We start from the raw sequence: 25,412 nt of genomic DNA, 5'->3' as shown, positions 1-25,412 counted from the left end.
ACCACCTCTGCCGCAGCACGATGGCGCCGCGGTCATCATGACCCACGAGGTGGAACGAGTTCTTGCCGATATCGATGCCGATCACGGCGATCGCTGCGTTGAGTTTCTGAGACATGGCGTGCTCCTCGTCTTGAGCGCCCCTTGCCAGTTTCTCGTACTGGCAGGGCCGGAGCACGGCCGGACCATTCCATTAGCGGACTTCGCTGATGAGTTTGGAATAGTGGTCCGATACAGCTAATTGTTCGCTATCTCCTTAAGGTTGAGGCAATCAATCTACGCTATTGTCTCGCCGGTGTCCTTCTGTCTCGCCGGTGTCCTTCGAGATGGTAACGGTTGGGGCCAAGGGTAATGTCCGGTTACTTCGTCACTGCGTGTCTGATCGTGGTAGCCTTGAGTTTCGAGGTATCGTTTCGCCGATCCTGGACTCTATCACGGAACTCTAAGCTGCTTGGCCCGGCGCAGTGGCTCGCAGTTCGGCGGCGTGCGTTTTGGCCGGCAGGCTGCGGGCTAATTTGCATGCTGCTGGGGTGGATCGTACTTCATTTTGTTCAAGACAAGCTTGTTGTCTCCGTAACGATGAATCTAATAATGCTTATTATGTGTTTCTCCGGCGGATCGTTTTTTGGCGCTTTGGCCGGGACAGTGAATCGGGTTTGAAGCGCCGCAATCAACGCAAAGCGAAAAAGTGCATCAGGCTATGGCCGCCGACAAGCTGCCATGACCTTGGCATCGTCCTGTTGATTTCCGGTTTTGGCACGAAGGCGAAGTGCCGCGATGTCCGCTCCCGCGCCGCTGTTGGGGGAGAAGCAGACATCAGGTGGCCGACTCGCAGCAACCGACTTGATGAGTACGCACCCTAGCCGCAGCTTTGAGAAGGAAGGTCAGCTTGCCGCCGCGTCGCGAACGCGCAGGCACGCGCGCGCCGCGCCTTGGGGGCTTTCCTGCCGCGCGCTCGATGAATCGATGTCTCCGCGGCGCCATTCCCGGATCACGAAAGGACGCCCGTTTCCGGCTTCCAGCGAGACCAGCGCCTCGCGGATGAAGCGCGTGCCGTCCGAGGCGCTGATATCTGCACGGATGGTCATGCTGCCGCCCGTGGGAAGCCCTCGCTTGGCGGCCGTCTGCCTCGGCGCGATATTGAGCAGTCTAAGCATGGCGGGAGAGGCGGCTTCCATGTCGGGCTCCGGCCGTCCGGAGCGAACCGTGACATGGCGAAGGGCTGTCCGAAACAACCGCGGCGACATGCCGTCGAGCTGATCCAGTTGCATCACGGTGGTGAAGCGTGCCTCGGCAGGCCCTGCGGCCGGTGTGCTCGGTGCCTTCGGTTTGCGGAACTCGATGATCTGCGCGGCGACGCGCGTGCCTTTCGACTGATCGCCGGTGAGCGCGATGAAGAAGCGCGTCAACGCGATTGGGCTTGCCGTGTTGAGGTCGATTTTTCCGGTCTCTTCCTCGACCGTGATCGTGGCGCGCTCGCCGCCCGGCAATCGGCACCGTAACGGAAAATTAACGGTTTGTTCGGGCGCAGCAGTCAGTGCCGTGGCGATCGCCAGGTTGACGGCGCTCTCTGCCGCCATCTCGGCGGCGGTCACCGAGGCGTAGTTCGAGGATGTCTTGGTGCGGTAACGCGCGCCGACGATGACAGCCATTCCAAGCAGCGTAATCAGGCCCAAAGTCCAGATCACGGCGACCAATGCGAAGCCCGATTGTCTGGCGCTGGAGCGGGGCAAAGAAGGGCAGTCCGGCCGGTGGGGGACGGGAAATCGGTTCGATCGAGCCTTTGGCCGGTTTGCCACGTCAGGAGCCTTGCTGGGCCGACCAGGCGGCCTGATCTCGCGTCTCCCCCGATATTTACGCAGGAATGGCAAACAAAGCGTCAAACAGCTTGTGTTAATCAAAACCCCCTAGAATCGCGCCGACGCAGACCCCACCGCCGAGCGCGCGAATGTCATTCGATATCCAGCAATTGTTGCGCCCGGCCGTGCCGCCAGGCCGGGGAACGGAATTGCCGAGGCCAAGGGACGCCGGCTTCGCGCAGGCGTTTTCCGACCTTCTGATCGGCAAGGACCTGGTCGATCCCGCCGCCGTCGGCCGGGCCCGGCGGGCCGCCGAAGCGGCTTCCGAGCGTTTCGATCTCGTGCTGGTCAAGCTCGGTCTGATTTCCGAGGCCGACCTCTGTCTGGCCTACGCGACCTATTGCGGTCTGCCGCTGATCGAACCTGTGGATCTCCCGGCCCGGCCCGTTCTGGCGGATCGGTTGCAGTTCTCTTTCCTCAAGACCAATCGGATCCTGCCGATCTCGTTCGACGGCAGGCGCCTGTTGATCGCAACCGCGGATCCCTTTGTCGACGAGTCCGCAAAAGCCATCAGCTACATGCTCGACGTACGCGTCGATCTCGCCGTGATCGCTCCGGCGGAAATCGAGCGCGCCTTGCGGACGCTGTATCAGGACGCGGCGTCCGAGACGCAGCCTGAGGAAACCGACGACCTCGCGATATCGGGCAATGACGGCAGCGAATTCGACGTCGAGCGCCTGCGCGATATCGCCAACGAAGCGCCGGTCATCCGGCTGGTGAACCAGATCATTGCGAGGGCCGTCGAACGTGGCGCGTCCGACGTGCACATCGAGCCCGGACGCGATGCCGTCGCCGTTCGATTCCGTGTCGACGGATTTTTGCAGCAGGAGCGCCTCGTGCCCGCGACGCTGCGGCCCGCGCTGACGACGCGCGTGAAGATCATGGCCAAGCTCGACATCGCCGAGCGGCGATTGCCGCAGGATGGCCGCATCAAGACCGTGGTGCGCGGCGTCGAGATCGACATCCGTGTCTCGACCTTGCCGACGGTGTTCGGCGAAAGCGTCGTGATGAGAATCCTCGACCGGACCCGGGTGGAGCTGGACTTCACCAAGCTTGGGCTCGACGGCAAAACGCAAGCATGCCTCCAGCGCCTGATGGCGCTTCCGAACGGCATCATTCTGGTCACCGGCCCGACCGGCAGCGGAAAGACGACGACGCTCTACACTGCTTTGAAGGATCTCAATCGGCCCGAACTGAAGCTGTTCACCGTGGAAGATCCGATCGAGTATCAGCTTTCCGGGATCAACCAGATCCAGGTCCAGCCGCAGATCGGTCTCGATTTCCCTACGGCGCTTCGCTCGATCCTGCGCCAGGATCCGGACATCGTCATGATCGGCGAAATCCGCGATCTCGAAACCGCGCGCATCGCCATCCAGGCGGCGCTGACCGGCCATCTGGTGTTCTCGACCTTGCACACCAACAGCGCGATTGCCGCGATCACGCGCCTGATCGACATCGGGCTGGAACGCTACCTTCTCGCCTCGACGATCGCGGGCGTGATGGCGCAGCGTCTGGTCAGAAAGCTTTGCCCCGCCTGCGCGCGACCGCACAGCGACGGTGAGCGGGCGCATGGCAAGCTGAAGATGGCGATCGCGGGCAATCCGCGAATGGATTGGTCGCACAGCCGGGAGCCGGTTGGCTGCGAGGCGTGCGGCAACACCGGCTATAGCGGCCGCACGACGATATCGGAACTGCTGGTCATCGATGACAGCGTCCGCGAGGCAATCGGACGAAGAAGCCAGGACCAGCGCACGGTCGAGCAGCTTGCGCGCGAAGCAGGCTTTCACACGCTCTACGAGGATGGCCTGATGAAAGTCGGGGCCGGCGAGACTTCACTCGAAGAAGTCCTTCGCGTCACCCGCGCGTCCTAAAGGGAGCACCGAGCCCTTGGCAATTTTTCACTACAAGGCATACACGGAACGAGGCGCGGTCACCGTAGGGACGATCGTTGCCGAAGGTCTCGACGCGGCCGTCGACGCGCTCTACGGCTCGGGGCTGACGCCGTTCGAAACCTACGGTGTGGCCGACCGGACGGCGGGACGTTCGGGCCAGCCATCCGCTCCGGCGCGCGAAGCGGAAATGTCGGTCTGGAAACGCGAGCTCGTTCAATCGAATCGCTTCAGCCTGAAGGAACTGACGGCCTTCACGGTTGAGCTGGCTTCGCTGACCAATTCGGGGCTGACGCTCGATGCCGCGTTCCGGATCATCGCAGGGCCGGGCGCCGCGCCGAAAACCGCGCGTCTCGCCAACGGCCTTCTCAAGGACGTGCTTGCCGGACTGCAGCTTTCGGAAGCGATGGCGCAACGACCGGACGTGTTTCCATCGGACTACCGGGCCATTCTGGCTGCCGGCGAAGCCGGAGGCGTTACCGGGCAGGTCCTCAAGCAGATCGCCGAATTGCTGGCGCGCCGGCTCGAGATCCGCAACAAGATCGCGTCGGCGCTCGTCTATCCCATGATCCTGATCCTGATGTCGCTGGTATCGGTCGTGGTCATTGTGTTCGTGCTGATACCCAGCATCTCGCCGATCTTCGTCGATGCCGGCCTTCCGCTTCCGGGCATCCTGAATTTCTTCGAGGAGGTTCAGGACAATTGGCTGATGGTCCTGTTGGGGGTCGCTCTTTGCGGCGCAGCGGTTTTCCTGTTGTGGGGCAAGGCGAAGCAAAATCCAGAAGTCATGCTTGGTGCCGATCGTTTGAAATGCTCGGCGCCGGTGATTGGCGGGCTCATTCGGAGCCGCGAAGCCGGCGGCTTTGCGCGGGCACTCGGCACGCTGCTCGTCGCAAGGGTGCCGTTGATGTCCGCGATGCAGACCGCGCGGGCGCTCGTCACCAACCGGCACTTGAATGCGCTCTATGAGGGCGCCATCAAGCGTGTTCCCGAAGGCACGCCGCTACACCGCGCCTTTGAAGGGGACGGCCTGTTGCCGCCGGCATCGCTTCGTCTCGTCGCCGTTGGAGAGGAATCCGGTCAGCTCGGCCCCATGCTCATTCAGGTGGCCAGCGTGATCGAGGCCGATCTGCAGCGGCGCATCGAGCGCATGGTCGGCCTGCTGACGCCGGCTTTGACGCTGGTCATCGGCGGAAGCATCGGGGGGCTCATCATGCATGTGATGAGCGCGGTGCTGTCGATTAACAATCTCGCGTTCCAATGAAACGCCCCGCACGATCGTCAGCCGGGTTCACGCTGGCTGAACTGCTGGTGGTCATCGGGATCATCGGGCTTGTCCTTGCCGGCACGCTGTCCGCCAAGCCGAAGGCGGTGGCCACGCGTGTCGCCGTCACGGCCCGTTCCGTCACGGCGACGCTCCAACTGGCGCGCGCGCAGGCGATGTCGAGCAATGCCGAAACGCTGTTCCGGATCGACGTCGAGAAAGGCCGGTTCGGCTTGCCGAATTCCATGCACGCGCTGCCGCGTGGAATGACGGCTGCGGTGGTGATTGCCGAGACCGAGCAAGCCGGCGATTTGGGCGGAATTCGATTCTATCCGGACGGTCAGTCCTCCGGCGGCGAGATCGCGCTGACGCTGGAGGGGCGGTCGGCGCGCATCGCCGTCAACTGGCTGACCGGCGAACCACGGCTGATCCAATGATGGGCGCGCGATCCAGGCGAGTGACTATCAGGCGCGACGGCGAGCGCGGTTTTGCGCTGCTCGAAATCCTCGTTGCCTTCGTCATCCTGGCGCTGGGGCTCGGCGCGATATCGACCGGCGTGGTGGTGGCGATGCGTTCCGATGCGCGCACGCAGGCCAATCGCACCGCGCTCAGGGTCGCGCAGTCGCGTCTCGAAGCCGCCGGCATTTCCGAGGCGCTTGTGCCGGGCTACCGGGAAGGTCTGGTTGCGAACAAATTCCGATGGCGGCAGACCGTCACGGAACTTCGTCTCGCCAACGACACACGCCAGCCGCAAGGCGCCCGACCGGCGCCGGCAAATGGCGCATTGAGGTCCTTCTGGGTTGAAATCGCGGTTGAGACGCCGGACGGCACCGCGACCAAGCTCGCGGCGTTGAAGCTTGCGCCTGAGGCGCGACAATGACACCGGCACTACGCAACCTGCGGATCGCTCGAACCGCTGCGCGCCGGCGCGGCGAGCAGGGGCTGACGCTGATCGAACTGCTGCTCTCGCTCGCCATCCTGGCGATCCTGACGGGGTTTCTGGCGGGCGGGCTCTCGATGGCACGGCGGGCATTTGGCGCCGATCGCGCGAGCGAGATCGGGAGTGAGACCAGTGCCGCGATCCAGACCGTCGCTGCGCTGGTGGGGTCGGCGCTCCCGGTCCGATTTGACGGGGCGGGCCCAAAAGACGCCACTGGATTCGACGGTCGCGGCGAGGCGATCTCTTTTGTGGGGTTGAGCGAGGGGCGGTCGCTGCGAGGCGGGCCGCACAGAATCGTCTTGCGGCGGAGTGGTGGCGATATCGTCGCTGATTTCGTGCCGCTCAACGGGGCGCGCTCGAAGGAGAATCCCGAACCAGCCGTAACCCGGGTCGTGGTGCTTAGCGGCGTACGTAAAATCCGTATTGGGTATTTCGGCACCGTCGATGCCAAGGTCAAGCCGGCCTGGCGCGCCGATTGGGTTCGCGCCGAGCGGCTGCCGGATCTGGTCTCGATCCGGATCGAATTTGAGGACGAGCGGCGTAACGAGCCCGCCACCGTGGTGGCGCTCCGCCAAGGCTAGCGCATGATGAGATCAGTTGGGCCGTGACGACAGACCATCTCGGCCCCGGGTGCAAGCGGCCCCGGTGCTGCGAGCCGGGGACCATTCTACTTTGCATGGGGTTGTTTTCGCGATTTTGTATCTGGGACCTGCCGTGTACCGCCGAAGTTTCGAATAGTCGCGTCCAAACAAGACGGTAAACGAGTGATCAAACCCAATTAAAGCACGGACTGAGGGACGCCGGGCATTTCACGCAGCTGGTGAACGGCGGCTCGTTACTCTTGTTAAAGAATTAGTAAATAGGCTTTCCCTCGTTCGAATCGAATGCCTCGATCCGCAAGTGACGATCATGCCTGTCGCCGATCTTCCAGCCCGCGCCGGTGGCCTCCACGTCCTCACGGCGTGGGGCAGGGGCTTTGCACAATGGTGGATGTCGGGCCTGCGCGAGGCGGTTCCCGCGCGCTGGCGCGAATGGGCCGAGGGCGAGGCGAGGCCGCAGGTCACGCTTTGGCGGGATGGCGACAGCGTTACATGCCGCCTGTTGTCTGCCACGGGCCCGGCAGAAGTCCGGATTCCACTACCGCTTTTCAACGCGGCCGCACTCGAACAGTGGCTCACTGAGCAGGGCGTGACGCGGGAAGCGACGACCGTGGCACCGGTGATTTCGCGTGAGCTTTTCTTTCTGCGCGAGTTGAGCGTGCCCAAGGCGGCCTTTGGTGCCCTGCCCAAGATCCTTGACCAGGACATATTGCGGCGAACGCCCTTCCAGCTTTCGGATATCTGGCATGCCGCTACCGCTATGGGCCAGGAATCGGACGGCGTCGTGCCGATGTGTCACTGGATCGTCAGGCGTGATCGCGCCGAGGCGGCTTTATCGGAGCTCGGTCTGGTGTCGCGGGATGTCGACTGTCTGGCGGTGGCAGACGCCGGCGGTGAGGCCGTTCCTGTCATCACGTTCCGCGCCGCCAGTGACGAAGATCCGGCGTGGGCGTTACGGGCGGTTCGGCTGCTGGCAGCCGCCGCGCTCGGCGCCGTCCTGCTTGGCCTGGTCGTGTTCGAATGGCGCCAGGCCAGCGTTGCCGCGGCGCTGGAGACGGCAGTTGCTGAGGCCCGGCTATCAGCTCAAAGCGGTCGGGACGGCCTGGATCCCGCGGCGCGCTTGTTCGCGATGAAGGCCGACACAGGCATCCTTGCCGTGTGGGATGAGCTGTCGCGTATTCTGCCCGAACATACTTTTCTGACAGAGACCCGCATCGCCGACGGCACGGTGACGGTATCGGGGTTTTCTGCGGATGCCGCGCGCCTGGTTCGCGTCATCGATCAGTCTGCGCTGTTTTCAGGCGCGACCCTGACTTCGGCGATTACGCCTGACGCGAACGAGCGCAAGGATCGCTTCAGCATCGTGTTCAAGCTGCGTGGCGCGCGTGCAACGACCGCAAGATCCCGGGCCGCGCCATGATTCAGAATCTGAAATTGGCGCGCGGAACACCGTTCCTGGCTTTCAATGCTGCCGCGATACTCTTTGTCGTCATCTTCCTGCTTGCTCCGATCACGGCGCACTTTGCCGCGAGGGGCGAAGACATTTCGGATAACGCAGCGCAGCTTGCGCATTTCCAGAACGTGACGCGCGCGGCAAAGAAGTCGGCTGGCAGCGTCGGGCGGTCCGGCGATCCTTTCCTTCCCGGCAGTGAAGAGCGCGTCGCCAGCGCCGACCTGCAGGCCAGCCTGAAGTCGATGGCGGCGAATGCCGGCGTCAACCTGCTCGCCATCCGCGGGCTGCAGGGCGGGCGCTCCCTGCCATTGCACATGATTGCCGTCAGCGTAGAGCTCGAAGGGTCGCTGAAGGCCATCAGGGACATGATCTTCACGATCGAGAACCAGACGCCGCTATTGTTCGTCCCCTCGGCCTCGTTCCGCAGCCTGGCGGACGGGGAGGACGGTCCGATCAGAGCGGAGCTCAGGGTTCAGGGAGCTATCCGCAACGGTCTGCAGCCTTCCGGAAGGGAGGCGGTCATGGGCGGCGGGCAAGCCGGCCCTGGATCGGCCCCGGCGGAGCGGATGCCATGACGTCGTTGGCGCAAATGGTCCAGCTTCGGCTGTCGGGCATGGCCGGTTCACCGCGGCAGTTCGTAGCCGCCAGGCTTGCTGCCATGCTCGGGCGGACCGACCTGCCCAGCCGGAGCGAATTGACGGCGCTGCGGCCTGCGACGCGCGTTCTCATCCTGGGCTTTGCGGCCTGGATCGGACTGGTTGGCGCGATGACACTCAGCGCGGCGATCTCGCTTGAGCTTTCGGCGGTCACGGCCCCGACCTGGTTTGGCAGAAGTGGGCCGGTCGCCAAGGCCTCCGAGGCGCGCGCAGCCGCAGGCTTTGAGAATATCGTGCAGCGCCCGCTGTTCTCACGAAACCGGCAGGGTTTTGTTGCGGCCGAGCCGGTCGCCGCGCCACCCCAACCGATAGCGACCTTGGACGCAGGGATTACCCTCAAAGGGGTGTTCATGAGTGACGGCGTGGCGAAGGCGTTCCTGGTCACGACGCAAAGTCCGCTCGGCGTGTGGGTTCAGGTCAGCGGGCAAATCGATGGCTGGCGCGTCGCCGCGGTTACCCCCGAGCACGTCGTGCTGGAGGGGCAGAGCGAGAAGCTGACCGTGCCTCTTCACTCGAGCGGGAGATGATGCGCTCGCTCCGCAAGACCGGTGACCGTACCAGCCGTTTTTTTGGCGAAGCGCTGGCATGGCGCTCGCCAGGGCAGCCATACGTTGTTGTGGCGTGGGCCTTGATAGCCGGCGCGGTCTGGTTCGCCATCGGCCTTGCAGGCGATCCCGGCTGGGCACTGCCCGCCATCGCAGGCTGCTACCTCGTCGTCCTGTTGGCCGCTATTTGCGCCATTGACGGCCGCTACGGGATTATTCCGGACAGCATGGTCCTGGCGCTGGCCGCCGGCGGCGCGTTACAGGCCTATCTGTGGGGCCCGGCGGACTTCTGGTGGCGTGGATTTGAGGCTGCCCTGGTCTTTGCCGCCGCGTCCCTGTTCCGCGCCGGCTATCGCTGGCTGCGGGGCTATGACGGCCTGGGTTTCGGCGACGTCAAGTTCGTCGCGGCGGGCACCCTTTGGATCGGCGCGGAAGGAATTCCCGGCCTGCTGTTGATCGCGGTGGTCTCCGCCCTGGTCAGTCTGCTGATTCTGAGAGCGCAAGGACATGACCTGCACGGCAAGCAGGCCATCTCATTTGGACCTCACCTTGCCGTTGGGCTTTGGTGGATCTGGGTTTTGGGACCGCAGCCGATTTAAAGCCGGGCAACAGAAAAGCCGCCTGAAGGCGGCCTTTCGCTTTATCGACGAAGATGAGGTCAGGCGGCCAGCACGGCTAGGCGTGATTTCTGGCGATAGGCCATGAAGCCGATGCCGGCGAAGCCAAGAATCAACATTGCCCAGGTCGACGGCTCGGGCACGGCGTTGACCTGGATCGACACGTCGCCCAGCAGCTGATCGTTTTCGCCGAAGAGCTTGAGATCGATGGTGTAGATGCCGGAAGCATTCGGATTGAAATTCAGGCCTGGGAAAATGGAAAAGCCCAAATTTTCGCTGTTTTGATAGAACGATCCGCCATCCGGCTTATTGTCTCCAAAATATGTCGTCGGATCGACCGCAAATGTTCCTCCGGGACCGGTAATCGTCAGCAACGAGTGGGTATCCACAAGCGAACCCGGATTTACCGAAAACTCGAAATTCCATAATGCCCTGCCGGGCGGGGTGCTGCCTACCGGCGCAATATAAAGATTTCCTGTCGGCGTGATCGGTCCGCCCCCGGGCCCTCGAATAGAGGCACGCAATCCGAGTTCGACCCCGTCAGCCTCGGTGTCGACCGCGAAATGGCCGTTGCTGGTGCCGGTCCCCTGGTGCCAGCCAGACGCCAGATTCTGATCAAACGTGACGACGGCCGAGGCGCTGCTAACAAAAGAGGTCAACGCGAGCGCGGTGCCCAGACCGATTAAACCAAGCGATGAAAACCGCATAATTCCCCCCGTTTATTATTGGTTGTATTTTCCTTAAACACGTTCCTTTAATTCGAGTCAATCTTCGGTTGGGGATAACTGCGCGTTACACGTGAACCCGATGAGCCACCCCAGCGCTCATTTGGAGGACTTTGAAATTAGATCGAGTACGCCGAATCCGACGGGCGTGCGGCATCGAGCGAGCTCATATTCCCTAACAATTTGCCGAATAACGCTACTGCTTTGCAGTGCAGCATATTGAAATACGGAACACTCGCGCTTTTAAATCACTGTTCGTCAAACGAAGATGGCAGCTAGAATCGGGTTATGATTGGGGGCCGTCATGAAGCTGGGCGAACTTGAGCGAATGTCCGTCGACGATCTGTGGAAGCTGCATCTGGCGGTTGGCGAGGCGTTGGCCGTAAAAATGGCGGCAGAGAAAGATGTTCTTGAAGGGCGTTTGAAGCGGCTCAAAGCCAAGCCGACTCTTGAAAGACGAATTGCCAAGTCGGAGCGCCGGGGGTACCCGCCCGTCTTCCCGAAATATCGCAATCCCGATGATCCTTCGGAAACGTGGGCTGGACGCGGCAGGCAGCCACGGTGGCTTGCGGAGCAACTAAGGTCGGGGAAGAAGGTGGACGATTTTAGGATTGAGATGGCCGCGGAATAGCTTCGTCGCAGGGCCACCTGTCCACTAACCAAGGGCGGCCCGGGAGACGGCCTTTGGTGTCGGATGTCTGAAAACTTGGGCCATGCGCTGGACAGGCCCCGCCTGCTTTCCGACGGTAAGCCAAGAAGCCGACGCCAGCGAAGCCCAAGATCATCGTGGCCGTCAGAGATTCTCACGTTTCGAAGTTTTAGCGGATTTGTTAGCCTAACGGGCCGATATCTTCTCTACGATCCTACGAGGCTGAAATGAGATTCATGATTGCGGCGCTCGCCCTAGTGTCGATGGACGGAGTCACGTTGGCCGATAACAACTCCAGTCGATTTAAGATCGACAATGGCCGGGTTATTCTTGCGCAGAGCTATTGCCGAATTTGTTCTGATAATGCCACGGCTTGTCGCCTCGCCTGCAACGGCGCGGGGACATGCATTCAAGCATGCGATGACAGGCTGAGAGAGTGTCGTGAGCAAAATTGCGGATTACGGTACAGGTAGGACGCGACGAAGTATCCGCGGGCGAAGACATCGACTGGCGTCACTTTTGCGAGAATTAGTCAGCGCTGATTCTTCTTCTTCTCTCTCTGAAGTACTGGATTGTCCTGGCGGACATGATTCCAGCGGCTCCACCGGCTATCTTCTCCAGCGCATCGATCAATGTGCCATGCCGGTCCGGCGTCACGGTCTGCAAGATCTCCAGTAGCGTCGCGGCACCGAACACGATGCAGCAAACAAGTATCAGGCGTCGAGGATAGGCGAAGCCAAAGAGGGCACCGAGGATCGCAAACGCGATAACGTGTTCAAAATGAGCGTAGGTCCGCATGGCTGGCTGCATCAGAAACGGCGAGAGCTTGAAATAGATCGAATAAATAAAGCCGACATGCGTCAGCGTGGCATAGGCGATCGAGATGACCGCGATCCATGCCGCAGCAATGGCAAGATGGGTGATACGTCTCTTCATCTTGGGGTTTTGCACTGGTCCAGAACTTCTTTCGAGGCAATAGGATCCTTAACCTTACCTCAGACCCGACATGGCGGGGGACTTGTTGGGCATTTCCCGCAAGCGTCGGGAGTAAACTTTCCAATAAGGGAAACTATCGATTGCGGGCCGATCGCTTAGGCGAAGTCCAACGGATTTTTGATAAGATTGCCGAAAGACAAAATCAACCAGGCAAAAAGGGATGGGTGGGTCGGGTGTTTGCGGATCGGCGAAAGAGCGAACGTCGCTCCTGTCACGGGGCGGCCAAGATTCAGTTTGGGGCCGGCTCTCTGCCGCGCGAATACACGATCACGGACATATCTGATGGCGGTGTGCGGATTATCGCTGAAAATCTCGATGCGCCTGAGGAGTTCACGCTGATTCGTGCAGGCGGGCGCCCGCGCCTGTGCCGGCTGGTATGGCGCATCGGATGCGAGTTCGACGCCGAGTTCATCGACCATCTGGCCGCGGCTCCGTCACAACATTCCAGTCCGCGGGGTAGTGCGAGGACACCGGAATATGCGTAAGGCACATTCAGCGCTGTTGGCGCTTTCCCTGGCGCTTGTGATCGCCCCTGAGATCGCAGCGGCAGGCGGCGCGTTTGTCGTTGCTCCGGGATTTCGCGGGTTTGCCTATGCGGGCGGGTATGGCTACGCGCGCCTCTACGGTCATCCATTTGACGATGGCTATGATTTTCCGTTCGGCTATGGCGAGTATGCCGAGTACGGTCCATGGGCTTACCGCCGCGATGCCGCCTGCTATGCGCTGCGTAGGGTATGGACCGGCAGGGGTTGGCGGCAAAGAGCGGTCAGGATCTGCGATTGAGCGCAGGATGTGATCGGGCGGCGATGCCGCCCGTCTGCGGGCGCCCAGACTAGAAGTCAAACGCCCAGGCGAGGCTATGCAGAAGCAGCCACGACCAGCCGACCATGGCTGCGGCAATGGCAAACAGATAGGTGAACCTGGTAACGCGTGAACGCATGATGTTACTTCGAGACGAGCCGGTTGACAGCGGCCGGCGCCCGTAGCGCGGCCTGGGTCCGGAATACGGCCTGGCGCAGCCTCACCACTTCCGCGTAACGGTGGCTCAGTGATTTCTCGGTCGGCAATTCCCTGATATTTTTTGGTTTGTTCAAGCGCTGGCGTTTCACGTAATACCCCACAGTTCATACAATCAATTTGGCCGAATACGGTAACTCAAAAACAACCATAGTTTCCTGCGCGTCGTTCGCAACGCAACTCGCGCGTTAAGCTTGATACCCGCGCAAAACGTTAAATCAGGAACTTCGTTCTGGCGCTTGCGTGATGCTCTGCCAATCCTAGATGGCTGAACCGTCGCCGCCGTCTCGCAGAAGGCAGTAGGATCGCTGAACAGATGCTGAACGATCAACCCTAACGCGCGGCTCATTCCAAACTGCTTATCTGGACGATGCCGCCGGTGCCCCGCCGGCGCTCTTGTGCCATGGCCAGGTCGAAAGGATGCGCTCGGCGTCGGCTTCGAGAAGCTTTCGCTTGGCGATAACTTCTTCCTTCACAAGCCGGAGGTCTTCGTCCTGATAGAAGAAATCGGAGCAGCGTGAATTGTAGTCATTTGCAAGTGTGTTAAAGGCGCGGATGTCTTCGGGCCCCCGGACCTGTTGCTTGACCACGCGCAGCCGCTCTCCCTGAAAATGACAGTAACGAACATATTCTCGCGAAAAGCGTTGGCCGTTGCCGACCGGAGGAAGCAGCTCCGGCTCCGGCTCCGTTTTCGGCTGAGGTGGATTAGGTGTCGAGGCGACGGAGGACGCCGCTCCAAAGTCGAAGGTCCAATACGCACCCAGAAGGCCAAGCATGGCCAGCAGCGCGGCAGCCGCGAGCATGCCCTTTTTGACGTGACGGAAGCGGCTGCTTCCTTCGGGTACCGTGAGATCCCGGTCTGGTTCGATAGCCTTCGACGCGGCGCGCTGCATATCGCGCAGTATTTCTCCGACTTCGGCGAGCCGCGCCGCCGTATCCGGAATTGATCCGAAAGCGTCGAGCGCGTGATCCAGGACCTGCTGCGCCCTGAGGTAATGGTGCTGGTTGCTCAGATCGCCGAGCAGGCCAAATATGCGATCGGAGGTGACGTTCATCGCCGGATCGCTGACCCCGTCCTGCGCGTCCAGCACTAGCAGGGGCTCGCAGAGGAAGGCCCAGCGGTGCAGCGCGTCGGCTAATCCCTCAATCGAGGATGGATCGTCCGGTCGTTGTTTCAGCGATTGGCAGGCATCTTCGACTTGCTGTTCAGCTTTGGAGCGCACCTCCCCAATGGCGCGCCGGTAGACTGCCAGCAGGAGAGAATGCGTTTGGATGAGCGGCCGGTCACGCGTTGCGAGGATCTGGTGAGTGGATTCCAGCAGCGGCTCTGCGGCGCTTCCAACCGGATCGTAGGCCTCGATCACGGCCACGCAATGGGCGTTAAGCAGATCGTTCAAGCCGTCCCTTACGTTCGCCAAAGAGGGCGGGGGCCAACCGGCTCGTTGCCGAAGCGCCTGCAGGGCCTGATAGATTTCCATGACGTCGATGGAATTGTGCGCGTCAATCAAGGCCAGGAGCAGTTCGCTCGACGCGCCGCGGCGAGCTGCGTAACGTGCAATGAAATTGGCCTTCGAGATCGGTGCAAGCTGAGCCGACGCTTGCAGTATGTCTTCGTCGGAAGCGTCGGCAGATAGCTCGGTGAAAAAGAGTTCGACGCGATCGGGCGTGCCGTCGAGGGGATAGGAGAGCTCGCTCGGCAGGCGCCGGACCGGGTCCAGGAGATTTGCACAGGCCTCCGCCAGGCTCGTCTCCGGCGCGATCCGCCTCTCTTGTGCGCGCGCGATCGCGGCATCCATCTCCGAGGCCGTTGCGCCAGGATCGATTCCCAGCAGGCGGAATGGCTGGGCTAACGGATCAAGTCCGGAAGGCGAGGTATTGTTGGCTGAGTTGATTGCCATATCCTGGATACCGACGTGCTCTCCGCAGACCTCCCTTAGAACAGAGCGACTATGTCGAACCGTTTGTCGAGATGGTTGATCGATCAGCCACATCGAAGTCGTTTCGGAGCCGCACGCCGATGTCATGCACCCGGGAACACCAGAGCTCCCGATCAATGCGGGGACCGGCTTCCGGCCGTATTGTCAGCATGGCGTTCCACGGATTTGACCCGTAGACCGTAACGACAAATCCGCTATGGGGGCAACCCTCGATGAGGCGTAGCGACTTCATGATGAGGCCTGCGATTTCATCCGGTTTACGGACCTGTTTGCTGCCCGTACCGGTAGTCAGGGCTGGCTGAATGTCCGGATCGGGCTGCTTGCCGGCTGGAAGCGGGGGAGGCAGGCTGTCGCTGCCGGTCCCGGATGCGGCGGACGAAACCGCGGGGGCGGCAACTGCAGACGATCCGGCAGAAGGGCCCTCTTCAGCAATTCTTTTCGGTATCGCCGCAATCTTCTGAGCAAATTCTACCAGGCTTCGATCAATCTCTTCATCGGTGGACATAAATGATACCGGAGCGGGTTTGAAAATCAGGAGGTCAAGGCCGGATTCTTGACGTCGGTCACCTTGAAGCCCTTCAAAAATACGCTGTGCCGAACTGAATCGGAAAGGTGCTGCGGAGGTGTGGTGTCTTCCTTTCCGGTGAGAAGAACCCGCAATCGCCAAAGCGAGAGGCCCACGATTCTGCAAATGTCGACCATGGCGGCGTAGAACGCGCCATAGTTCTTCAGGAAGTGTCGCCTGCGCGCTTCCAGGAGATAGGATGGCAACCGCTTCGGCTTACTGTTCACGCCGGTCGACTGACCGACGAGGTGGACCACGCGGCTTGCCGGAACGTACCAGCTCGGCCATCCCCGCTTTTTGGCGTTGAAGCAATAGTCGATGTCGTCGAAATAGGTGAAATAGCCTTCGTCGAGCAATCCCGTCGCTTCCACCGTCTCGCGCCGGATGATCATGCTGGCGCCCGCAACCCAATCAGTTTCGAACGCATGATCGACCACAGGAGGAGCCACGATCCAGCGGCTTAGCAATTTGCTGACCGGTCCAATTTTCAAACTGCCTTCAAGTTCCCCGAGCGGTGACTGAAAGCGGAACGCGGACCGTTGTGGCGTGCCATCTGGGTCTTCGAGGCGGCTGCCGGCAATGCCGACTTTCGGATTGTTATCCATGAAGTCGACGAGCGCCTTAAATGCGTTTGGCCGGACGATCGTATCGGAATTGAGCAACAGAAAATATTGCGGCTTGTTCGGCGATTGCAGCGCGGGGCGCAGGATCGCATTGTTGCCGCCGGTAAATCCGAGGTTTACGTCGAGCGCCGTGAGGGTGCACCAGGATGACCAGCCATTGTCGTCGATCGCCCGTTGGATGATCTTGGCGGAATCATCTCCCGACCCGTTTTCGCAGATCGCGACATGGGTATCGGGGACGCTGGCGATTTCCTTAGCGACCGAGTGCAGGCAATCAATCGCTAGATGGGTGACGCGGTAATTAACGATAACAACGAGCAATTTCACGATGGGAGACCAGTTGGTTCAAGGCAATTGGCGATCATTAGTCTTGCAGATTAGAAAAGAAAAGGCATCTGCGATCTTCACCCTTGTTTAACGCGTTAGGCTAACGGAGGGCCGGCCGTTGCATTTGCTTTGCAGATACTGTGCTGCCAGCGAGGCTTGTACGCGCAACCTGGCACACTCCGAGCGAATCAGGGGGACCAAGTAGCGTTAAATGACCAAAGTTGCGGGACGTCGCTGGACTGCCAGGTCGTGGAACGATATTTCGTCGCTACTTTTCGTCGGCTGCTCGGACGGTAATCAAAAAGCTCAGGCCGGGTGTCTTGGTATCGCTTGTTTCGAATTCGACTTGGACAGAATCCTTGCCTACGAAATCTTTGTCAGGTGTGTAGAATAGGGCAATAGACGGCATCTTCCGGGCTGGGCAAGCGTTGATCGCCGCAACGTCGGCCGTCACAATTTGCAGGCCAACGGCGCCATGTGATGGCTTCTCGCGAAGTTTTGGCACGGGAACCGGTCCAGGATTTGTGCCGCAATTGTTGGGCGCGCTTAGCAAATTCCCGAGTACGACGGTTTTGTTCTTTTCAGTTCTTACTTCCTTGGGCGCATCGGCCTTGGAAGCAGTTCCAGATAGAGCGATAATCGCTACCGCAAGCAGAACGGATATCGGTCGGTAAATCATGGTCGCCTCGTGCTTCGGGATCTGCCGGGATTGCACGCGCGCAATCGGCTTGTTGCGCGACCTTATACCAAGCCACCAAACAAAAGACCGCCGCGTCTCTCTGACGAGCCTGATAATCAGGCCACGGTAAACGTATTGCGACAACAACGATAGGCCAAAAGCCAGCGCAGGCGAAGCTAAGGATCGTCATGAACCCGGGGGCCCGCGCCCCAGGGACAGGAGCGACCGATTGAGAACCCCCATTGAAACCATACTAGTTTCGAACACCGGATTGCTCCAAGAGAGCTAGATAGCTGCTCTCACGATGGACTGCCTTCGAAAGTACGTCGGCTATGCCGACCTTCCTCCAGCCGTCGCCTTAAGCGGTCGATCAGGAGATAGATCACCGGCGTGGTGTACAGCGTCAGGATCTGCGACACGAACAATCCGCCGATGATGGTGATGCCGAGCGGCCGGCGCAGCTCGGTGCCGGGGCCGGTGGCAATGACCAGCGGAATGCCGGCAAACAAGGCGGCCATTGTCGTCATCAGGATCGGCCGGAAGCGGGCACGGCACGCCTCGAAAATCGCGTCCGCCGACGATAGCCCGCGGTGGCGCTCGGCATCGAGCGCGAAATCGACCATCATGATGCCGTTCTTCTTGACGATGCCGATCAGGAGGATGATGCCGACGAAGGCGATCACCGTCAGCGGCGTATTGGTCACCTGCAGCGCCAGCAGCGCGCCGAGCCCTGCCGACGGCAGCGTCGAGATGATCGTGATCGGGTGTGCGAGACTCTCATAGAGCACGCCGAGCACGATATACATCGCCACCAGCGCGCCCAGGATCAGCAGCGGCTGCCGTCCGCTGGTCTTGTTGAAATCGCCGGCATTGCCATCGAAACTGCCGCGGATGCCTTCCGGCATATGCAGTTCCTCGACGGCGCGCTGGATATTCGAGATCGCGGCCTCCAGCGGCACATTGGGAACGAGGTTGAACGACACCGTCGCCGATGGGATCGACTGGGTGTGATTGATCGCCAGCGATGCCAAACCGCGGTCATAGCGCACCACGGCCGATAGCGGCACCTGCGCGTCGTTGGCGCCGACCACGAAGATGCGCTCGAGGTTGGAGGGGTCGCTCTGGAATTTCGGGTCGATCTCGAGCACCACCATATATTGGTTGCGCTGGGTATAGACGATCGAGATTTGCCGTTGCGCGAACGCGTTGTTCAAGGCGTCGTCGATGTCCTTGACGCGGACGCCAAGCGTGGCGGCGGCCTTGCGGTCGATCATCAGCGTGAGCTGCAGCCCGGCGGCATCGCGGTCGGTGGAAATGTCGGTGATGCCCTCGACCGTTTCCATGCGCTTGGCGACCACGGGGGCCCATTTCTTGAGCAGGTCGACGTCGACACTGGAAACCGTGTATTGGTAAACGGAGTTACTTTGACGCCCGCCGGCACGAACATCCTGGGCAGCAAACATGTAGAGCCGTACGCCCGGCATTGTTTCGAGCTTCTTACGCAAGCGGTCGATTACGAGCTGGGTGGTCAGTCCGGCTCTCTCTTGCGGCGGCTTGAGGCTGATGAAGAAGAGCCCCCGGTTTGCCGTCATGCTGCCAAGGATCGATCCGACCCCAGCGACGGCGTCGTCCGATTCAATGGCGTCCTCGAGCTGTTGCTGAAATCTGGTCATGGACTGGAACGAAGTGTCCGATGAACTTTGCGAAGCACCGACGATGAGGCCGCTGTCGTCGATCGGAAAATAGCCTTTCGGGATCTTGATATAGAGCACCACCGTCAGCGCGACGGTTGCAAAGAATACGATCAGGGCCAGGAACGGGAACCCGAGCACCGCACGCAGCGTCCAGGCGTAGAAGCCGACGATGCGCGAGAGCGTCCCCTCGACCAGGCGATCGAACCGGGTCGCGCGGTCGGAGGTCGCCTCCTTGATGTAGTGCGCGCAGATCATCGGCGTGACCGTGAGCGAGACCACGGTCGACGCCACGACGGCAAAGGTCAGCGTGAGCGAGAATTCGCGCAACAGCCGGCCGACGATCCCGTCCATGAAGATCAGCGGCGTGAAGGCCGCGATCAGCGACAGGCTGATCGACAGCACGGTAAAGCCGATCTGTTTGGCGCCTTCGAGTGCCGCCGGATAGGGCGCCATGCCGTGTTCGAGGTTGCGGTGCATGTTCTCGATCATGACGATGGCGTCGTCGACCACGAATCCGACCGAGATCGCAAGCGCCATCAGCGACAGATTGTCGATCGAGAAGCCGGCGAGCCACATGCCGGCGCAGGTGCCGGCCAGCGCCAGCGGCACCGAAACGCCGGCAGCAATGGTTGGCGTCAGCCGCCGCAGGAAGAAAAACACCACCATCATGACCAGGAAGGCGGTCGCCAGCAGCGTGTACTGCATGTCGAGCACGCTGGCGCGGATGGTGTTGGTGCGGTCGACCAGTGTTGAAATTTCGAGGCCGGCGGGCAGCCATCGTTTGAGTTCCGGCAGCAAGGCCTTCACGCGATCGACGGTCTCGATCACGTTGGCGTCGCCCTGCTTGGTGATCTGGATCAGCACCGCCGGTTGCTTGTTGAACCAGGCGATCGAGCGGTGGTTGCGGACGGAATCCTCGATCTCGGCGACGTCGTCCAGGCGGACGAAATTGCCGGCGGAGCTCTTGATGATGATGTCGCGGAATTCGGCCGCAGTGCGCATCTGCTTGTTGGTCGAAATCGTCTCGCTCTGGCGGCCGCCGTCGAAGATACCGACCGGTCCCAGCGGATTGGCGTTGATGATGGCGAGCCGCACGTCGTCGGTGGCGATCCCCGCATTCGACAGCGCTACAGGATTCAGCGCGATCCGCACCGCCGGCTGGTCGGCGCCCGAGACGGAAACTTCGCCGACGCCCGGCACCTGCGAGATGCGCTGCGCGATCACGGTGTCGGCGACGTCGTACATCGCACTGGTCGTCAGCGTCTTCGACGTCAGCGCCAGCGCGAACATCGGCGTCGCCGAGGGATTGGTCTTGCGGAATCGTGGCAGCGACGGCAGGTCGCTCGGCAGGTCCGCCAGCGACGCATTGATCGCGGCTTGCACGTCGCGTGCGGCGCGGTCGATGTTGCGCCCGATCGCAAATTGCAACTGAATGCTGGTGGTGCCGAGCGAACTGGTCGAGGTGATCTGCTCGATGCCCGCGATCTGGCCGAGCCGGCGCTCCAAAGGTGCTGCGACCGTTGCCGCCATCACGGCGGGATCCGCACCGGGGCGGTTGGCGAACACCCGGATCATCGGGAAGTCGACATTGGGCACCGCCGAGACCGGCAGGAACACATAGGCGACCATGCCAACCAGAAAGAGCCCGACCGCCAGCAGCGTGGTGCCGACCGGCCGGCGGATGAACGGCTCGGAAATCGAGGCCATGCGAATCTTGTCCATGGCGCCGACTGCGCGGGCGCCGAAATGCAATGCTCCAGTCGAACCTGCCGGACCACTGGATTAAATGATAGCCCCCGGGGCGTCAGTTTAAGTTGGCATTTACCAGATGGCGGCGGGCCCTCAATAAGCCCTTCAGCAATTATACCGAGCTTTCCCGATATCCGTTACCTGACGTTGACCGTTTCTCGAGCGAGTTCCATTCGTAAACCCTTTGGACACCGGCGGACGACAGTATCGCTTGCGGAAATTCACGAAGATGAATTCAGGGGCGATCAGGATGTTGGTCAAGATACTGGACAGGGCGAGACATCGTGCCGGAAAGCTGTTCGGGGGTGGGGCCTTGCGGTCCCGAGACCGTAAAAATGCGGGCTATACGCTGCTCGAATTGCTTGTCGTGATGGGTATTCTGGCGGTTCTGACAGCGGTCGCGACGCCGCAGCTGATGGGTTATTTCGGCAAGGCCAAGACCCAATCGGTGCAGCTGCAGATCGAGAATATCGGGACCGCGCTTGAGCTCTATTATATGGAGAACGGTGGCTATCCGAGCGCCGGCGCTGGGTTGAAAGCCCTGGTCGAGGCGCCGCCGGAGGCGCCGCGCTGGAACGGGCCTTATCTGAAGAAGGCGAAGAACCTGCTCGACCCCTGGGGGCGGCCGTATCAGTACGCCATCTCCGATGGCCAATATGAGGTTTATTCGCTAGGCGCGACCGGCAAGGCAACCTCCGTGTCGGCGGTCCAGTCATCGTCATTCCGTAGTTCTGGAAGCTAGCCTGTAGACCATTTCAAGCATCGATCAGGGCTTTCGGCAGCCGAGCAGCTTCGCGCTTGGAAGATTTACACAGTGCTGCAAAAAAGCCCCGTCAATAAAATTGACGGGGCTTGTTAGGCTCTGAAGTTCGAAGAGCAGTGGCTTGGAAAATCAGGCCAAGCGCACGGCTTCCCGGTTCTGCTTGTTGCGATACGCCACGAAGCCTACGCCGAAGAAGCCCAAGATCATCATGGCCCAAGTAGCCGGCTCAGGCACCGCGGTAACCTGGAGGACCGACGGAGCGCCATTGGCTGACACATACCAGAGTTCGAAAGGAGCCGGAGCTTCGCCAAGCGGATTTGTGAAGCCTTGGGTAATCGCCTGTGTTTCCGCGGGGCTGCTGACCCGAAGGCTGCCGTTGATGAACAGTGTCGCGCCGTCATCATGGGTGATCGTTCCACCAGGACCGTAATAGATGCCCGTGATCTTGAAGAACGTGACATAGCCGTCACCCGCGATGCTCAGACTCGTGTTGCCGAAGTCTGCCACCGTCGCGATCGACGAATTGGGTGAGGAGTAGCCGGAGATATTCGCCAAAGTCAGGAAGTTCGAAGCAAGATTGCCGGCCGGGGTAGTGTTTTGCGGCGAATTGTCCACCCAATTAAGCGGTCCAGTATAGGTGAAGTGAGCATCGGCGGTCCCCGACGGAACCGCATTTGCAACATTGTTCGAATCAACAAGGTTAGGAGTGCCGTTCCATACGGTGACGTCGAACACTCCGGTCAGAAAAGCCGCCGACGCCGGGATGCTTGAAAGTCCAAATAACACCGCGCCGGCCAGTGCCGAGGTAATCAATTTCTTCATAGCAATCCTCCAATTCCGAATTCCGCAAGCCACAGGTGAGGCACGCAACCATTAATCGGATATTAAAGAAAATGGTTTGAGTCAACGCTAATTTTGCGGCGCAATGTCGGAATTAACAAAATAAATATTTTAAATTCCCGACCCTCAATATTTAATTCGAGCTATTTAATTGAGAGTAATGCCGAATTCCCTGTGAGCCGGGTGAAAGAAGCGAGAAATCTCGACCTGACAAATGGGAGGTTGAAGAAATACTCATGACAGATTTGCGGTCGCATGCGAAACGTTCGGATTGCAGGGAGGGTCAATGGAGGTTACTTCGACACCGGTACCCGCTGCAATCCAAAGGTCGTCAGGTTTCTGAATTGAATCAATCGCTTATTCGGGTACATCCGGCCGGACGATTGGCCAACCAGATGGCTCAATTCATGTTGGCCCGCGAGATCCAGGCGTCGTGCGGGACAGACGTGGTCGTGCGCGGTTATCACATGCCGGAGTGGGGATTGGATGCCGGCCCGGATGGGGCAGGGCCGAGATCAAATTTGTCGATCGGATCAAGTTTGACCCGGGTCAGCTATCTTTCCGCGATGATCGACCGCTATCGGCCGGTCACGCTCGAGCTGGATGGCGTCGTTCAGAGAGTAGGTAATTACGGCAATATCGACCAATACCGTAACATATTTCCGTTGAGGCAGGGCGAGGGCGTTCCAATCGGAGATGATTGCATTCTGACGCATATCCGGGCCGGCGATGTTTCTGCGCCCTCTCACGATAGCTACGGACCGATCCCGATCAGCTATTATGAATACCTCGTCTCAGAAACGAAGTTGCGGCCGGTGTTTATAGGCGAAATTAGCCCTTCGCCCTACATTGAAGCTTTGGCAAGCAAGTTTCCCGAGGCTGAGTTCGTCGGCGGCGCGTCCGTATTCGACGATTTTCAAACCATGCGCAGGGCCCGCCACCTCGCGATTTCCGTAAGCAGCTTTTCGTGGCTTGCCGCCCTGCTTTCGAATGCGGAAGCCATCCACGTGCCGCTGGCCGGCTTGTTGGACCCGCGTGCGCGGCCTGACGTGGATCTTCTTCCACTCGGCGATCCTCGTTATCGATTTCACAACGTTAGCGCTGGCGCCTGGCATAACCGCTATTCAGACATCTTCGCACATCGAAGTGACTTCGGTCCGATCTCCGCGATCGAAGCCGGGCGCCTCAAGGCTGCAGCCGCAAGATGGACCGCATGGAAAAGCGCCAAGGTACATTTCGGGCTGATGCGCAGGATGATCGTCCACAAATATTGCGGTTAGCGACGACTCGCATGCAGGAACGAAGATATTGAGCTTTAAATCAATTAACTCGCGGTTGGCGCGGCGCGTTAATCAATTCCACAGATTTCGTATCGATACCGCAGTTGGGGCCGCCAAATGATGAAGTTTCACGCTATTTAGACGGTGCGAGCGGCGAGCCGCTATATTCAAATCAGGTTGTGCGATCTCCACGGCCAATTTCGATCGGCGAGATTAGTTTTGGGGGCGACGGCCATGATCTTGCAATGGCTGCGCTGGACAGCAAGCATTGGCGATCATGTAGAGAAACGCTAACCGGCCGCAGGCCGCGTATAGCTGAAAGGCGCGATCGTCATGGCTGGTCTTTGGTCTGGTGAGGGATGAGTTCAGTAGAAGCACAGCAGCCACCTGCACCGGCGTCACTGCGCTCTCGCGCGTTTCGGGCCGGCAGTTGGGCATTGATGGGACATTTTTCGAGCCTGGCGCTTCGATTCGTTGGCACCATCATTCTCACCAGGATATTCGCTCCTGAGGCTTTTGGAATCCTGGCTGTCGTGATGTCGGTCCAGGTTGTTGTCACGTTGCTGACCGATATCGGGCTGAGGCAGGCTGTGATCCAAAGCCCGAACGGCGAGAAGCGGGAGTTTTTGAACACTGCTTTTACCCTGCAGATACTGAGAGGCTTCTTTATCTGGGGGTTGAGCGCCATCTTCGCAGCAGGGTTAGCGATCGCAATGACGCACCATCTGCTGCCGTCTCAGTCCGTATATGCTGATCCCCAGATCCCAGCCTATCTTGTGGTTGCATCGTTCTCGGCTGTGCTATTGGGCCTGCAGTCCATGAAGGCCACCACCGCTGGCCGCAATCTGCAAATGGAGCGGCTGTTTGTCATTGAGATCGTCGCGCAGTTCGCCAGTCTGATCTTCGTCATTCTGCTAGGTTGGGTTACGCGGTCTCTGTGGTCCTACATTTTTGGCATGCTGCTTTCGGCTGCGATCACAGCATTGCTCACGCATTGCATGCTGAACGGCTCCTCCGATCGGCTGGGCTGGGACCGGCTCGCGACCAGGGAACTGTTTCGATTTGGCAGATGGACTTTCCTGTCTTCGATGCTGAGCGCTTTTGCGGCCAATGGGGATCGTCTGTTGCTTGGCGGGTGGCTCAACGCGCAAATGCTGGGCTTTTACTCTGTCGCGTACAATCTGGCCTCGGTGCCCGACGGGCTTGTCGGCCGGGTGTTCGGAGGCGTTTCTTTTCCCGCGCTTAGCGAGGCGGCCCGCCAACAGCCGCATCGCGTTCCTGAGATATACTTTCGAATGCGCTGGCTCACGGACGCCGCGCTTTTGTTCATCGCCGGATTTCTTTTCTCGGCTGGCTCGGCGATCGTCCACTTGTTATATGATCCGCGCTATGCGGCCGCCGGCTGGATGCTTGAATATCTGTCCTTCGGACTGCTTTTCGCACGGTACGGCATATCTCAGTCTGCCTATCTGGCTCTGGGCCGGCCAGAGTATGTCACGATATTAAGCGTTACCAAGCTGATCTCGCTTTTCTCGTTTGCAACTGTGCTTTTCTACGCGTTTGGTGTGCAAGGCGCCGTGCTGGGAGTCGCCTTCCACATGCTGCCGACGACGCTTTGCACGTTTTATCTGAATCGAAAGCATGGGTTGAACAGTCTTCGCCTTGAGCTTGGCGTGCTGTTCACCTGGGTGATTGGCTGGCTGATCGGCATCGGATTATCAAAGGTCACATTTGCCTGCTGCTGATCGG

23 protein-coding genes and 3 pseudogenes are annotated in these 25,412 nt (G+C 60.2%); 15 read left to right on the top strand and 11 right to left on the bottom strand.

Annotation, left to right across the window (positions count from 1 at the left end; translation table 11 throughout):
- A pseudogene (locus C7G61_RS14420) lies at window positions 1–115 on the bottom strand (IS110 family transposase); the annotation flags it as partial.
- Between the two features lie 766 nt (window positions 116–881).
- A complete protein-coding gene (locus tag C7G61_RS14410) occupies window positions 882–1,685 on the bottom strand; it encodes a type II secretion system protein GspK (protein WP_145963615.1) in 804 nt (267 codons plus the stop codon).
- 260 nt (window positions 1,686–1,945) lie between these two features.
- Here C7G61_RS14410 and C7G61_RS14405 point away from each other — a divergent pair, with 260 nt between their 5' ends.
- The 9 genes from C7G61_RS14405 (at window position 1,946) to C7G61_RS14365 (ending at window position 9,801) form a co-directional block, all read left to right on the top strand.
- On the top strand, window positions 1,946–3,727 hold the full coding sequence (locus tag C7G61_RS14405; protein WP_108515019.1) for a GspE/PulE family protein: 1,782 nt from the start codon (window positions 1,946–1,948) through the stop codon (window positions 3,725–3,727).
- Window positions 3,728–3,743: 16 nt separating this feature from the next.
- Complete coding sequence (locus tag C7G61_RS14400) at window positions 3,744–5,009, top strand: type II secretion system F family protein (protein WP_108515017.1); 1,266 nt, start codon at window positions 3,744–3,746, stop codon at window positions 5,007–5,009.
- Entirely contained in the window at window positions 5,006–5,446 is a 441-nt protein-coding gene (locus C7G61_RS14395) for a GspH/FimT family pseudopilin (protein WP_108515015.1), read from the top strand. Before C7G61_RS14400 ends, C7G61_RS14395 begins: the two co-directional genes overlap by 4 nt.
- A gap of 20 nt (window positions 5,447–5,466) precedes the next feature.
- Window positions 5,467–5,889 (top strand): type II secretion system protein, encoded by a 423-nt coding sequence (locus C7G61_RS14390; protein WP_190241814.1) that lies wholly within the window; start codon window positions 5,467–5,469, stop codon window positions 5,887–5,889.
- Window positions 5,886–6,530, top strand: a complete 645-nt coding sequence (locus tag C7G61_RS14385) for a prepilin-type N-terminal cleavage/methylation domain-containing protein (protein ID WP_108515011.1) — start codon at window positions 5,886–5,888, stop codon at window positions 6,528–6,530. The genes C7G61_RS14390 and C7G61_RS14385 overlap by 4 nt, the downstream gene beginning before the upstream one ends.
- A 328-nt stretch (window positions 6,531–6,858) precedes the next feature.
- Window positions 6,859–7,968 carry a PilN domain-containing protein gene (locus tag C7G61_RS14380; RefSeq protein ID WP_244608295.1) on the top strand — a complete coding sequence of 370 codons (1,110 nt, stop codon included), beginning with the start codon at window positions 6,859–6,861 and terminating at the stop codon, window positions 7,966–7,968.
- A complete protein-coding gene (gspM, locus tag C7G61_RS14375; RefSeq protein ID WP_108515007.1) occupies window positions 7,965–8,576 on the top strand; it encodes a type II secretion system protein GspM in 612 nt (203 codons plus the stop codon). The genes C7G61_RS14380 and gspM overlap by 4 nt, the downstream gene beginning before the upstream one ends.
- The gene (locus tag C7G61_RS14370) at window positions 8,573–9,184 is read left to right on the top strand and encodes a hypothetical protein (RefSeq protein ID WP_108515005.1); all 612 of its coding nucleotides are present in this window, start codon (window positions 8,573–8,575) and stop codon (window positions 9,182–9,184) included. The genes gspM and C7G61_RS14370 overlap by 4 nt, the downstream gene beginning before the upstream one ends.
- On the top strand, window positions 9,181–9,801 hold the full coding sequence (locus C7G61_RS14365) for a prepilin peptidase (protein WP_108515003.1): 621 nt from the start codon (window positions 9,181–9,183) through the stop codon (window positions 9,799–9,801). The genes C7G61_RS14370 and C7G61_RS14365 overlap by 4 nt, the downstream gene beginning before the upstream one ends.
- A gap of 59 nt (window positions 9,802–9,860) precedes the next feature.
- On the opposite strand, the pseudogene C7G61_RS47385 reads toward C7G61_RS14365, so the two are convergent.
- A pseudogene (locus C7G61_RS47385) lies at window positions 9,861–9,962 on the bottom strand (PEPxxWA-CTERM sorting domain-containing protein); the annotation flags it as partial.
- Window positions 9,963–10,848: 886 nt separating this feature from the next.
- Here C7G61_RS47385 and C7G61_RS14355 point away from each other — a divergent pair.
- Window positions 10,849–11,175: an H-NS histone family protein gene (locus C7G61_RS14355; protein WP_108514999.1), complete on the top strand. Its 327-nt coding sequence runs from the start codon at window positions 10,849–10,851 to the stop codon at window positions 11,173–11,175.
- A 546-nt stretch (window positions 11,176–11,721) separates the two neighbouring features.
- Here C7G61_RS14355 and C7G61_RS14350 read toward each other — a convergent pair.
- A complete protein-coding gene (locus tag C7G61_RS14350; protein ID WP_108514997.1) occupies window positions 11,722–12,129 on the bottom strand; it encodes a VanZ family protein in 408 nt (135 codons plus the stop codon).
- Window positions 12,130–12,362: 233 nt separating this feature from the next.
- On the opposite strand from C7G61_RS14350, the pseudogene C7G61_RS47205 reads away from it, so the two are divergent.
- Window positions 12,363–12,605: pseudogene (locus C7G61_RS47205) on the top strand (PilZ domain-containing protein); the annotation flags it as partial.
- Between the two features lie 61 nt (window positions 12,606–12,666).
- The gene (locus C7G61_RS14340) at window positions 12,667–12,972 is read left to right on the top strand and encodes a hypothetical protein (protein ID WP_108514995.1); all 306 of its coding nucleotides are present in this window, start codon (window positions 12,667–12,669) and stop codon (window positions 12,970–12,972) included.
- Between the two features lie 161 nt (window positions 12,973–13,133).
- Here C7G61_RS14340 and C7G61_RS44620 read toward each other — a convergent pair whose 3' ends face one another.
- From C7G61_RS44620 to C7G61_RS14315, 6 genes are all read right to left on the bottom strand, one after another.
- Complete coding sequence (locus C7G61_RS44620; RefSeq protein WP_190241812.1) at window positions 13,134–13,283, bottom strand: hypothetical protein; 150 nt, start codon at window positions 13,281–13,283, stop codon at window positions 13,134–13,136.
- 282 nt (window positions 13,284–13,565) lie between these two features.
- Window positions 13,566–15,104, bottom strand: a complete 1,539-nt coding sequence (locus tag C7G61_RS14335; RefSeq protein ID WP_108514993.1) for a hypothetical protein — start codon at window positions 15,102–15,104, stop codon at window positions 13,566–13,568.
- A 49-nt stretch (window positions 15,105–15,153) separates the two neighbouring features.
- Complete coding sequence (locus tag C7G61_RS14330; RefSeq protein WP_108514991.1) at window positions 15,154–15,648, bottom strand: hypothetical protein; 495 nt, start codon at window positions 15,646–15,648, stop codon at window positions 15,154–15,156.
- Window positions 15,649–15,674: 26 nt separating this feature from the next.
- Entirely contained in the window at window positions 15,675–16,658 is a 984-nt protein-coding gene (locus tag C7G61_RS14325; protein WP_108514989.1) for a glycosyltransferase family 2 protein, read from the bottom strand.
- Window positions 16,659–16,926: 268 nt separating this feature from the next.
- Entirely contained in the window at window positions 16,927–17,337 is a 411-nt protein-coding gene (locus tag C7G61_RS14320; protein WP_145963614.1) for a hypothetical protein, read from the bottom strand.
- A 299-nt stretch (window positions 17,338–17,636) separates the two neighbouring features.
- Window positions 17,637–20,738, bottom strand: a complete 3,102-nt coding sequence (locus tag C7G61_RS14315; protein ID WP_108515103.1) for an efflux RND transporter permease subunit — start codon at window positions 20,736–20,738, stop codon at window positions 17,637–17,639.
- Between the two features lie 355 nt (window positions 20,739–21,093).
- On the opposite strand from C7G61_RS14315, the gene gspG reads away from it, so the two are divergent.
- Complete coding sequence (gene gspG / locus C7G61_RS14310; protein ID WP_202975775.1) at window positions 21,094–21,522, top strand: type II secretion system major pseudopilin GspG; 429 nt, start codon at window positions 21,094–21,096, stop codon at window positions 21,520–21,522.
- Window positions 21,523–21,672: 150 nt separating this feature from the next.
- Here gspG and C7G61_RS14305 read toward each other — a convergent pair whose 3' ends face one another.
- A complete protein-coding gene (locus C7G61_RS14305; protein WP_108514985.1) occupies window positions 21,673–22,365 on the bottom strand; it encodes a PEPxxWA-CTERM sorting domain-containing protein in 693 nt (230 codons plus the stop codon).
- A gap of 362 nt (window positions 22,366–22,727) precedes the next feature.
- Here C7G61_RS14305 and C7G61_RS14300 point away from each other — a divergent pair, with 362 nt between their 5' ends.
- Together C7G61_RS14300 and C7G61_RS14295 are read left to right on the top strand one after the other, a co-directional pair.
- A complete protein-coding gene (locus C7G61_RS14300) occupies window positions 22,728–23,663 on the top strand; it encodes an O-fucosyltransferase family protein (protein WP_145963613.1) in 936 nt (311 codons plus the stop codon).
- Window positions 23,664–24,022: 359 nt separating this feature from the next.
- Window positions 24,023–25,408 (top strand): oligosaccharide flippase family protein, encoded by a 1,386-nt coding sequence (locus tag C7G61_RS14295; protein WP_108514981.1) that lies wholly within the window; start codon window positions 24,023–24,025, stop codon window positions 25,406–25,408.
- Window positions 25,409–25,412 lie beyond the last annotated feature (4 nt).

Origin of the sequence: Bradyrhizobium algeriense (genome assembly GCF_003062295.1) — a bacterium.
In the GTDB taxonomy this organism is placed as follows: Bacteria; Pseudomonadota; Alphaproteobacteria; order Rhizobiales; family Xanthobacteraceae; genus Bradyrhizobium; species Bradyrhizobium algeriense.
The sequence above is the reverse complement of the archived record's forward strand: the minus strand, read 5'-3'. Positions and strand labels throughout refer to the sequence as shown.